A 10,436-nucleotide genomic window follows, 5' to 3' on the forward strand; every position below is an offset into this window, starting at 1 on the left:
CCGCCGCGCACCGGGTCGGATCGCAACTGGAATGCGGGTACGTGTGGGTCAATGACCACGGCGCGACCCGTCTCGACCTGCGCGCCCCGTTCGGCGGCATGAAACAATCCGGCATCGGCCGCGAACAAGGCATCGAAGGCATCCGCGCCTTCCAGGACACCCGCGCCATCGCCACCATCGACCCCGACGCCCTCGCCACCATGACCCACTGACCACAAGACCACCCCGCCCCCGGACTGGCCCACCGGCCCGGCCCGGCCTGGCCCCGCCCGGCCCGGCCCGGCCCGCGAGTATACAGGCCCGCTATCGAGTCCCCGCGGTTTACGCGCCGTCTCGATACCCGCGCTGTAGTCTCGCGGAACCGGAACCGGAACCGGGGCCGGCGCGGGGCGCGGGCGGTTGCGGGACGGGCCGTGGGGTTGCGGCGGGATTGTCGGCGTGTCTGTCAGACTCGGAGGTCACGAAGGGAGCGGCATGACGGTCGCCGACACCCCCGCCGACCTCCCACCGGTCGACGTGGCGGGCTTGATCACCGAACCATTGGCAAACGGCCTCGACCCGGAGCAGTTCACCCCACGGCTCTTGGCGCTGCTGTCCAACGCGCTGGTGTGGCGCGAGTCACACGAACTGCGCCGACGATTCGGGCTCGGCACCAACGATTGGCGCATCCTGTCCGCCCTGGCCATGCGCCCGGGTGCGTCGGCGACCGAGGTCTCGGAGTTCCTCGGGGTGAACAAGGCTGTGGTCTCCAAAGGGGTCAGCATCCTCAACGGGCGGGGACTGATCGCCCTGCTGGACGGCCCGCGCGGGTCGCGCCCGATGTATCTCACCGGCGCCGGGGCGCGCATGCACAACGACATGATGCCGATCTCGCTGAGCGGCCAGGAGATCATCCACGCGGGCCTGAGCAAAGCGCAGATCCGCGAGCTCAACACCCTGCTGAGTCAGATGATCGACAAGCTCCGCAACGCCCCCAGCCGCGACGACGAGCCGGACAGCTCCCGCGAGACAGCAGAAGCGTGATCGAAACCCCACGGTTTACACGCTGTCTCGATACCGGCGCTGTAGTCTCGCGGTCCTGGCTCGCTGTGCCGGTGGGCGACGGCGAGGGGGCGGATGCTGAAGACTCAGCATCCGCCCCCTCGTGGTCACCGGGTGACCGGGTCGATCAACCGTCGTAGGATTCGGCGGGCGCGTAGCCGCTGCCGTTGTACTTCACGACCTGCACGCTGGAAACGGCCGGCTGACCGTCGAGTGTCGTGTCGACGGCCGTGCCGTCCAGCATGAGCGGAGCCTGGAAGTCGGAGATCGTGAACAGCTGCTCCATGAAGTCAGCGCGGGTCGGCTCGGTCATCTTGGCGAAGACCTGCTCCAGCGTCGCACCCAGCATGTAGCTCCACTGGCAGTGCGGGAACGCCGGCATGTCCTGATAGTCCGCGTAGTCCTTGAGGTTCGCCAGGTACTCCACGACCTCGGGGTCATCGGCGGCGTCAGGGCTCTGCGGCGCCTTCGCGAACGATACGGTGTACACACCCGGGAAGGCGCTGGCACCGGCCGGCTCGAGGATCGCCCCCGGGCTCGACGTGTTCGACGGCTGGAACCAGCTCGGCTTCCAGTTCAGTTCCTGCGCCTTCTGCATCGCAGAGATGACCAGCGGCGTGATCGACATGGCGTTGAAGACCACGTCGGCGCCTGTGGCGGCCAGCTCGGTGATCTGCGCATCGACCGCGGTGTCGGTGGCCTCATAGGTCAGCTCCCCGACGACCTCGATGTTCGATGCCCCGGCAATGGCCTCCTTGAAGCCCTCGACGTAGCCCTCGCCGTAGTCATCGTTCTGCGACAGAATGGCGACCTTGTGGTCACCGGACGACGCCGCCAGCAGTTCACCGAACGCGTGACCCTCGTTGGCGTACACCGGCACGAAACCGAGCTGCCACGGCGACTGCTCGCGATCGGAGAACAGCGCGTCACCGGTCATGATGAGCACCTGGGGCACTTCGTCGTCGATCGCGGCGTCGCGCCACGCGCGGTTGGTCGGCGTGCCGAGCCCCGCGGTCATCGCGAAGACCTTGCCCTTGAGCTGGTCGAAGTTCGCGGCCGCCTTCTGCGGGTCGTACGCGTCATCGAGTGCCTCGATCTCGACCGTGCGCGTCTTGCCGTCACCGAACTCGACACCGCCCTCGGCGTTGCGGGCGCCGAAGTACGCGGTCACACCGGCAACGGTGCAGGTGCCGGGGCCGGCGGTCGCACCGCTGAGCGGGGTCGAGATGCCCAGGGTGATGGTGGTGTCGGTGATGCCGGGACTGGACCCGCCGCCGCCATCGCCGCCGCTTCCTCCACCACCGGTGGTGTCGCCGCCTCGGCTACAGCCGGCGGCGAGCAGGGCGACAACGCCGATGCCCGCCACAACGGCGGTGACACGCGATGCTGTGCGTCGGTTCATCTCTTTTGCCTCTTCTCTTTGGGTGTTTCTTCGGGTGCCGTGTACACGGGCATCGGGGCCGACGGCTCAGGCTCGCTGCGACGAAGGAGGCGCCGGACCACGCGGGGAAGCGACACGAGGCCGCGCGGAAGCACGAACAGGACGATGAGCAAGATCGCGCCCTGCAACAGCGAGGTCAGTCCCGGGTCGATGATGTTGGTCAACTGTGGAACGAGCACGTAATACGCGCCGCCGAGAATCGAACCGATGATGCTCCCGGCGCCGCCGATCACCATTGAGGCCAGCAGGGTGATCGAGTGCCCGAAATGCAGCGTCTCCGGCGAGGTGTACTGGATGACGACCATGTACAGGAATCCGCTGACACCGCCGATGAGCGAGGCGATCGTGAAGGCCAGCACCTTGTACCGGTACGGTGAGACGCCCATCGAGCCGGCGACCGCCTCGTTGGCCCGCACGATCGCGAACGCGCGACCGTACTTGCCACGCACGAGGTTGCGGGTAAGGACAAACGTGATGCCGCCGATGAGGAGAACGAGGTAGAGCTGCCACTGGTCCGTATAGAGCGGAATGCCGTCGGGAACGCTCGAGAAACGCGCCGAGATGCCCTGCGACCCACCGGTGAACTCGGAGAGTCGCTTGGCCAGCGGCACACCGACCAACGGAAGGGCGATCGTGACCATTGCGATGGCCAATCCGCCCAGCCGTGCGGCGGCCAGCGCCACGACCAGACCGACCAACGCGGGCAGGATGCACGCGGCGAGAAAGACCAGGACGATGTTCCACCCCTGCGAGACGCCGTACGCGGTGACGTAGGCGCCGAATCCCAGGAAGAAGATCTGCCCGAGCGACACCTGTCCGGTGTACCCCATGACCACGTTGAGGCCGAGCACGGCGACGGCGAAGACGCCGATGCGCGCGAGCGTGTTGTTGCTGGTCTCGTCCAGCAGGAGCGGGAGCACCGCGAGGACGACGATCACCGCGACGACGACACCGATGCGCACCCACCGTTGCTGGAAAAAGGGCAGTGCTGTCGAAACGGACTGCTCCGTCGTGAAGTCGTTCATCAGACGCGCACCACTTCCTTGCGGCCGAACAATCCTTGTGGCCGAATGATCAAGACGACGAAGATCAGCAGGAACGGAACAGCGATCTTCAGGTCATGCCCGATGAGCGGGATGTAGACGGCGGCGAGGTTCTCCAACACTCCGATCAACCACGCCGCGACCACCACGCCGACCGGACTGGACAGTCCGCCGAGGATGACGGCGGCCAGCGCGTAGACCAACGGTCCGTCCATCATGACCGGTGTCAACGAGAGCTGCGGTGCCACGAGGGCGCCGGCGACCGCACCGAGGACGGCGGCCAGGCCCCATCCGACCATCAGCAGGCGCCCGACCGGCAGGCCGGAGTACGCGGCCGACTCGGGGTTGATCGCGACGGCCCGCAGCGCCAGGCCGAGCTTCGTGCCGATGAACAGCAGTTGCAGCAGGCCCATGATCACGACGATGACGAGGATCGTCCCGAGCGACCGCATGCTCAATACCGCGCCGCCGAAGGTGATGGTCTCCAACGGGAACAGCGACGGGAAGAGCCGGTTGTTGTAGGTCCATAGCCACGCGGCCACCCCGGTGATCAGGGTGAGCAGCCCGATCGTCACGACGACCGCGGTGTCGGGATCGCCGCGTTCGAACCGGCGCATCACGAACCGCTCCACGATCGCGCCGATGATGAACGACAGCACGATGGCCACCAGGATCGCCAGCACGAGCGGCACCCCGTACTGCCAGACCACCCATGCGAGGTAGGCGGACAGCACCGCCATGCCGCCCTGGGCGAAGTTGATGAGCCCGGTGGCCTGGTTCACCAGCACGATCGCCAGCGCCAGCGCCGCGTAGATCGAACCGGTCGACAGTCCGTCGACCACCAGCTGAATGAAGGTACCCATCCCGTCAACCTCCCAGGTAGGCGCGGCGAATCTCGTCGCGGTCGCGCAGTTCTTCGGTCGTTCCCGACAGCACACTGCGTCCGGTCTCCAGCACGGTGGCCGAGTCGACCAGGGTGAAGGCGAGGTTCGCGTTCTGCTCGACGACGATCATCGCGATGCCGGACTCGCGACGCAGCCGCCCGACGGCCTCGTACACGTTCTTCGCCGTCGACGGCGCGAGCCCCAGCGACGTCTCGTCCAGCAGCAGCAGACGGGGCTTGGCCATGAAGCCACGGGCGACGGCGAGCATCTGCTGCTCGCCGCCGGACAGCGCCGACCCGTTCGACTTCACGCGGTTGCGCAGTTGCGGAAACAGGTCGAGGCAGTAGTCGATGTCTTCGGCGATCTGCTTGCGGTCGCTGCGCAGGTATGCCCCGACGCGGAGGTTCTCGCGCACCGACAGGTCGGAGAGCGTACCGCGCCCCTCCGGCACGTGCGCGATTCCCCGCGCCGCGACCTGTTCGGGCCGGAGCCCGACGATGTTCTCCCCGTCGAAGGTGATCGATCCGCCCACGCGCACCGCGCCGCTGATCGCGCGCAGCGTGGTCGTCTTGCCGGCGCCGTTCGCCCCGAGGATGCCCACGGCACCGCCGTCGGGCACCGTCAGCGAGACGCCGTCAAGCACTTGCACCGGCCCGTAGGACGCGGTGACGTCGGTCAGCTCAAGCAGCGTCATCGGCGGCATCCTTTCCGAGGTAGGCCTCGATGACCCGCGGGTCGGACTGGGCTTCGGCCGCCGTGCCGGTCATCAGCACCTTGCCGTGGTCGAGCACGACGACGCTGTCGGTGAGGGCGGAGATCAACCCCATGTGGTGCTCGACGATCACGATCGTGATGTCTTCCTCGTCGCGCAGGCGACGGATCGTCGCGATGAGCTGTTCCACCTCGGAGTGCGGCAGACCGGCGGCGGGCTCGTCGAGCAGCAGGAGCTGCGGACGTGCCATCAGCGCCCGGCACAACTCGATGCCCTTGTGCAGGCCGTGGGACAGTTCGTCGGCGTGCTTGTGGGCCGCCCAGTCGAGGCCGATCCGTGCGAGCAGCGCGTGAGCCTCCTCGCGGCGGGCACGCTCGGCGCGCACCGTATTCGGCAGCGCGAGCGCCCATTCGGCCGGCCCGCCGGGCAGGCGCGTGTGCGCCCCCAGCAGCACGTTCTCCAGGACGGTGGAGTGCAGCTGCAAAGCGGGATGCTGGAACGTGCGCGCCAGCCCGTGATTGCGCGCCATGGCGGCCGGGCGAACGTTGCTGACCTCGGCGCCGTCGATGACGATCGACCCGGACGTCGGACGATAGTGACCGCTGATGCAGTTGAACAGAGAGGTCTTGCCGGCACCGTTCGGTCCCACCAGGCCGAGGATGTGCCCTGACGCGGCCGTGAACGATACCTCCTCCAGAACGTGCACACCTCCGAACCGGAGGCTCACGTTTGACACCGTGAGTTGTTCGCTCATTCACTGCCTTCCGGTCGTGGCGTCGTCGCATCGACTCCGGTCATGGTCACGAGGGACGCTACGGGTCGTGCCGTTGCATTGTCAACGATCTTGGCGTCGTGTCCTTACGACGTTTCCGATTCGTGATCGTGCCCTCGTCACAGCATGACACCATCCCCCGCACGCGCGTGGGACCGAAATTCGATTGAGTGGAATTCATGACTGTCCGAGGTTCCCTTCGGTCGTAGCATCTCGACCAACGAAAGGATGGTCGAGGATGACCGAAACACTTGCCGCGGCGATCGCCCGCGTGGGAAACCCCGTCGAACTGCTCCGCAACCAGAACTGGCCGGCGTTCACCTTCCCGGTGGCACCGGAGTTCACGAACTGGCGTGATGAACAGCGCGCGTGGAGCACCACTGTTGCGCTCATGGACCAGTCGCACCACATGACCCAGCTGTTCCTGCACGGGTCCGACCTCATTCCGCTGCTGGAGTCCATCTCGCCGAACACGTTCAAGACTTTCCGTGCCGGTGTGGCCAAGCAGCTCATCGCGGTCAACGTCAATGGATACCTGATCGGCGACGGCATCCTCTTCTACAACGACGAGGGTCCCGACGGATTGGTGCTCATCGGTCACCATCTCCTCATCGACTGGGTGCGCTACAACGTCGAGAAAGCGGCGGTCGCCGGCAAGGACGTGCACAGCCGGCTGGAACCCAACTCGCACATGCGTCAGGGCCCGCCCACGTTCTACCGCTACGAGTTGCAGGGCCCGCACGCCGACACCGTCATGGAGAAGCTGTTCGGCGGCCCGGTCCCCGAAATCAAGTTCTTCCACATCGGCGAGGTCACCATCGCCGGACGCCCCGTCAAGGCCCTGCGCCACGGCATGGCCGGGCAGCCCGGGTTCGAGTTCTACGGACCGTGGGAGGACAACGAGGTCGTCCGCGACGCGATCATGACAGCCGGCGCCGAGTACGACATCCGCCGTGTCGGAGCCAAGGCGTACTCCTCGTCTCCGCTGGAGTCGGGCTGGGTCCCCACGCCCTTCCCCGCCATCTTCGATGACGACTTCGCAGAGTACCGCGAGTGGCTGCCCGCCGCCCGCGCCGGGTCGGTCGCCGGGTCCCTCACCAGCGACGACGTGCGCGACTACTACCTGACCCCGTTCGACCTGGGTCTGGGTCGGTCGGTGCGCTTCGACCACGACTTCCACGGCCGCGCTGCACTGGAGAAGATCGCCGAGGCCCCGGCGCGCCGCAAGGTGACGCTGCTGTGGGATGCCGCCGATGTCGCCGCCGTCGTGCAGTCGCAGATGGAGCCGGGCACGCCCGCCAAGTTCCTCGACTTCCCGAAGGCCCGCTACGGCCTGTACCAGATGGACGAGGTACGCAAGGACGGCGCGCTGGTGGGCATCTCCACCGATGCCGGCTACGTCGCGTACGACCAGCTGTACATGTCGCTGGCGACCCTCGACAACGACATCGCCGAAGGCGACACCGTCGAGGTCGTATGGGGCGAGAACCCGGTGACGGTGAAGGACTCCGTCGACCAGAACCACCGCCAGGTGACCATCCGCGCCACCGTCGCGCCCGCGCCCTACCACGACTTCGCGCGCACCGTGTACCGCACCGACAGCTGAACGCACCACCCCACATCTCCCTCGGCGCCGCTAGCATGGCGGCGTCGAGGGAGGTGTTGTCGTGGCGCGAGGGTCCGGCGGCGAGTCAGTACTGCACAAGCACTTGCGTGTGCTCGAGGCGTTCGACACCTGGCATCCGTTCCTGACCCTCACCGAGATCGCCCAGGCGGCGCGATTGGCGCCCTCCACGGCACACCGGCTGGTCGCCGAACTCGAAGACGAGGGGCTCTTGGAGCGGCTGCCCGATCGCAGCTACCGCCTCGGTGTGAGGCTGTGGGAGTTCGCCAGTCGCACACCCGGCGCGGTCGGCCTGCGTGAGATCGCCCGGCCGTGGATGTCGGCGGTGCAGCAGCGGGTCAAGCAACACGTTCAGCTGGGCGTCCGCAGCGGTCACGACGTGCTGTTCATCGAGCGGATGTCGATGCCAGATGCGACCCTGAACGCCACCGTGATCGGCGGACGGACCCCGCTGCACGCATCGTCGAGCGGTCTGGTGCTGCTCGCGCACGGCGACGCTGCTCTGGTGTCGGCGGCCGTGCGCGACCCGCTGCCGGTGTACACGGAGTATTCGCTGCGGACGGCGGCCGATGTGCGCAGCGAACTGCGCCGTGTCCGTGCGGAAGGGTTCGCCGTCGCCGACCGATTCATTCACCTCGAATCGCGCGGCATCGCCGTGCCGATTGCCGGTCCCGACGGTAGCGTCTACGCCGCGATGGGTGTCGTCGTCCCGAGCGACGGCAGCTCGCCGCTGCCGTACGTCGAACTACTCAAGCGCGCGAGCGCAGGTATCGCGGGAGACCTCGCCGTCGCGTATCGCGCCGACGGCGGCGGCCGGGTCCACGGAATCCGCTCGCTCGTCACCTCATCACGCCGCTCGCTGGAGTACCTGGAACTGCGCGGTGACCGCCTGTGACCCCTCTCCTCGACCGCTGCGCAGTCACTTTCGTGGGGTGCGGGCGCGCGACACGTCCATAGCGACTGCGGAGCGATCGGCGTGGGATGGGGGTGGAAGCCGACTCGTCGGCGGGTCAGCCGGCGAGACGCTCGGCGGTCTCCACCACGTTGGCGACGAGCATCGCGCGGGTCATCGGACCGACACCGCCGGGGTTCGGCGACAGCCAGCCGGCGACCTCCGCGACCGCGGGGTCGACGTCGCCGGAGAGTTTCGCCTTGCCCGACTCGGTGGTGCCCACGCGGGTGACACCGACGTCCAGGACGGCAGCGCCAGGCTTGATCCAGTCGGCCTGCACCAGGTGGGGCTGACCGACGGCGGCCACGACGATGTCGGCGCGACGTACCTCGGCGGCCAGATCCGGCGTCCGCGAGTGGGTCAGCGTCACGGTGGCGTCGGTGCCCTTGCGGGTCAGCAGCAGCCCCAGCGGGCGACCCACCGTGACGCCGCGGCCGATGACGGTGACGTGCTTACCCGCGACCTCCACGCCGTGCCGGGTGAGCAGTTCGATGACACCGTTGGGCGTGCAGGGCAGGGGCGCGGCGATCGCGGTGCGCGGATCGACGCCGAGCACCAGCCGACCGAGGTTGGTCGGGTGGAGGCCGTCGGCATCCTTGTTCGGATCGATAAGCTCGATGATCGCGTTCTCGTCGATGCCCTTCGGCAGCGGCAGCTGGGTGATGAACCCGGTGACGGCCGGGTCGGAGTTGAGCTGACGCACGGCATCAGCGATCTCGTCCTGGCTGGCGGTGGCCGGCAGCTCGACCGAGATCGACGCGACGCCGACCTCAGCGCAGTCGCGGTGCTTGCCGGTCACATAGGAGCGGGATGCCGGGTCTTCGCCGACCAGCAGTGTTCCCAGCCCCGGGGTGATACCCCGCTCGGCGAGCGCCGCCACGCGCTGCCTCAGTTCTTCTTTGATCGCCGCCGCCGTCGCGACCCCGTCCAGTACCTGCGCCGTCATCCGTACTCCTTCTGTGTCATCATGCCCGCCACCCCACCCCCCCCGGGGGGCGGAGGGTCGGGCGCGGGGTGTGGGTTACAGGCCCGTGGTGCGCCAGCCGCCCTGGTACTCCTGGCGGGCGGTCTCGGCGTACGGCACCGGGCTGACGATCGCGCGGACCGCGATCTGGTCATGCGGTTCGACGGTGGCCTTGCCGGACCCGCCGTCGGGCTCGCCCCACACCACACGCACCTCGGCGCCCAGCGGCACGTCGCGGTCGACGGTCGCCAGCGACAGGCCGCGCTTCTCATTCGCGGTGACACCGGTGAACAGCGACAGCCCGATGTTGTTGCCGTCGGCGTCGATGACGGCGTCGTAGTTGCTCGAGCCGTAGTTTGCGTTGGGCAGGTCGAAGAACTGGTATCCGACACCCTCACGGTCGATGACCGAGGTGAGGATCTTGGCGAGGTCCTCGTCGTTCCAGGCCAGGGTCACCTTCTTGCGCTGAGCCTCGGCATCCACCTTCTCCAGCGCGTCACGGCCGACGAAGTCGTGGTCGAACTTGACGAACGAGCCGTACCCGAGCTCCCACGGGCTCAGGTAGTAGTCCTCGATGTTGTCGGACACGAACGAGCCGGCGAGGGCGTTGATCGCCTCGTAGCTGTTCGCGGGCAGCCACTCGCGGTAGGCGCGCTCGCCCTCGCTGGAGTAGATGGCCGGCAGCGGCGAGGGGATCCACCCCGACTCCAGCGTGTTCGAGGAGTATGCCCGCGACCCGCACGGCTCGATGCCGAACTCACGCCCGGCCTCGAGGACCGCGTCGCGCACCTTGCCGTGGTGTTCGTAGGGGCCCCAGATCTCCAGGCCGGGAGCCCCGGCCATGCCGTGGCGCAGCGTGCGCACCTCGGTGCCCGCAATGGTCATGTGCCCCATGTGGAAGAACTTGACCTGCTCGACCGGCCCGCCGGCGAGCTTCTCGATGATCGACCAGGCGTTGGGACCCTGGATCTGGAAGCGGTAGTACTCGCGGTTCACGGCGGCG

The 10,436-nt window shown here is 67.7% G+C and carries 11 protein-coding genes; 4 read left to right on the top strand and 7 right to left on the bottom strand.

The window, feature by feature from the left end:
• Both ACK5KK_RS07850 and ACK5KK_RS07855 read left to right on the top strand, forming a co-directional pair.
• The coding region (locus tag ACK5KK_RS07850; protein WP_416889043.1) for an aldehyde dehydrogenase family protein at positions 1–212 on the top strand (212 nt) is incomplete at its 5' end.
• Between the two features lie 262 nt (positions 213–474).
• A complete protein-coding gene (locus ACK5KK_RS07855) occupies positions 475–1,023 on the top strand; it encodes a MarR family winged helix-turn-helix transcriptional regulator (protein ID WP_416889528.1) in 549 nt (182 codons plus the stop codon).
• 145 nt (positions 1,024–1,168) lie between these two features.
• Here ACK5KK_RS07855 and ACK5KK_RS07860 read toward each other — a convergent pair whose 3' ends face one another.
• Genes ACK5KK_RS07860 through ACK5KK_RS07880 form a run of 5 tightly spaced genes read right to left on the bottom strand, consistent with a single transcriptional unit; the run spans position 1,169 to position 5,875 of the window.
• The gene (locus ACK5KK_RS07860; protein WP_416889529.1) at positions 1,169–2,443 is read right to left on the bottom strand and encodes an ABC transporter substrate-binding protein; all 1,275 of its coding nucleotides are present in this window, start codon (positions 2,441–2,443) and stop codon (positions 1,169–1,171) included.
• Positions 2,440–3,507, bottom strand: a complete 1,068-nt coding sequence (locus tag ACK5KK_RS07865) for a branched-chain amino acid ABC transporter permease (RefSeq protein WP_416889530.1) — start codon at positions 3,505–3,507, stop codon at positions 2,440–2,442. Before ACK5KK_RS07865 ends, ACK5KK_RS07860 begins: the two co-directional genes overlap by 4 nt.
• The gene (locus tag ACK5KK_RS07870; protein WP_416889531.1) at positions 3,507–4,388 is read right to left on the bottom strand and encodes a branched-chain amino acid ABC transporter permease; all 882 of its coding nucleotides are present in this window, start codon (positions 4,386–4,388) and stop codon (positions 3,507–3,509) included. The genes ACK5KK_RS07865 and ACK5KK_RS07870 overlap by 1 nt, the downstream gene beginning before the upstream one ends.
• Before the next feature lie 4 nt (positions 4,389–4,392).
• Positions 4,393–5,103, bottom strand: coding sequence for an ABC transporter ATP-binding protein (locus tag ACK5KK_RS07875; protein WP_416889532.1), 711 nt, complete (start codon positions 5,101–5,103; stop codon positions 4,393–4,395).
• Positions 5,090–5,875, bottom strand: a complete 786-nt coding sequence (locus tag ACK5KK_RS07880) for an ABC transporter ATP-binding protein (RefSeq protein ID WP_416889533.1) — start codon at positions 5,873–5,875, stop codon at positions 5,090–5,092. Before ACK5KK_RS07880 ends, ACK5KK_RS07875 begins: the two co-directional genes overlap by 14 nt.
• A 256-nt stretch (positions 5,876–6,131) precedes the next feature.
• On the opposite strand from ACK5KK_RS07880, the gene ACK5KK_RS07885 reads away from it, so the two are divergent.
• Together ACK5KK_RS07885 and ACK5KK_RS07890 are read left to right on the top strand one after the other, a co-directional pair.
• Complete coding sequence (locus ACK5KK_RS07885) at positions 6,132–7,499, top strand: aminomethyl transferase family protein (protein WP_416889534.1); 1,368 nt, start codon at positions 6,132–6,134, stop codon at positions 7,497–7,499.
• Between the two features lie 61 nt (positions 7,500–7,560).
• On the top strand, positions 7,561–8,412 hold the full coding sequence (locus tag ACK5KK_RS07890) for an IclR family transcriptional regulator (protein WP_416889535.1): 852 nt from the start codon (positions 7,561–7,563) through the stop codon (positions 8,410–8,412).
• 115 nt (positions 8,413–8,527) lie between these two features.
• Here ACK5KK_RS07890 and ACK5KK_RS07895 read toward each other — a convergent pair whose 3' ends face one another.
• Positions 8,528–9,415 (bottom strand): bifunctional methylenetetrahydrofolate dehydrogenase/methenyltetrahydrofolate cyclohydrolase, encoded by an 888-nt coding sequence (locus tag ACK5KK_RS07895; protein WP_416889536.1) that lies wholly within the window; start codon positions 9,413–9,415, stop codon positions 8,528–8,530.
• Between the two features lie 75 nt (positions 9,416–9,490).
• Positions 9,491–10,436 (bottom strand): vanillate/3-O-methylgallate O-demethylase (gene ligM, locus ACK5KK_RS07900; protein WP_416889537.1); only part of this gene is annotated, 946 nt, incomplete at its 5' end.

The sequence above is a fragment of the Microbacterium sp. genome, assembly GCF_047972865.1.
In the GTDB taxonomy this organism is placed as follows: Bacteria; Actinomycetota; Actinomycetes; order Actinomycetales; family Microbacteriaceae; genus Microbacterium.

Coding starts and splice junctions, on each gene's coding strand:
- ACK5KK_RS07875 (WP_416889532.1), bottom strand. CDS start 5,103: ATGACGCTGCTTGAGCTGACCGACGTCACCGCGTCCTACGGGCCGGTG.
- ACK5KK_RS07895 (WP_416889536.1), bottom strand. CDS start 9,415: ATGACGGCGCAGGTACTGGACGGGGTCGCGACGGCGGCGGCGATCAAA.
- ACK5KK_RS07885 (WP_416889534.1), top strand. CDS start 6,132: ATGACCGAAACACTTGCCGCGGCGATCGCCCGCGTGGGAAACCCCGTC.
- ACK5KK_RS07880 (WP_416889533.1), bottom strand. CDS start 5,875: ATGAGCGAACAACTCACGGTGTCAAACGTGAGCCTCCGGTTCGGAGGT.
- ACK5KK_RS07855 (WP_416889528.1), top strand. CDS start 475: ATGACGGTCGCCGACACCCCCGCCGACCTCCCACCGGTCGACGTGGCG.
- ACK5KK_RS07870 (WP_416889531.1), bottom strand. CDS start 4,388: ATGGGTACCTTCATTCAGCTGGTGGTCGACGGACTGTCGACCGGTTCG.
- ACK5KK_RS07860 (WP_416889529.1), bottom strand. CDS start 2,443: ATGAACCGACGCACAGCATCGCGTGTCACCGCCGTTGTGGCGGGCATC.
- ACK5KK_RS07865 (WP_416889530.1), bottom strand. CDS start 3,507: ATGAACGACTTCACGACGGAGCAGTCCGTTTCGACAGCACTGCCCTTT.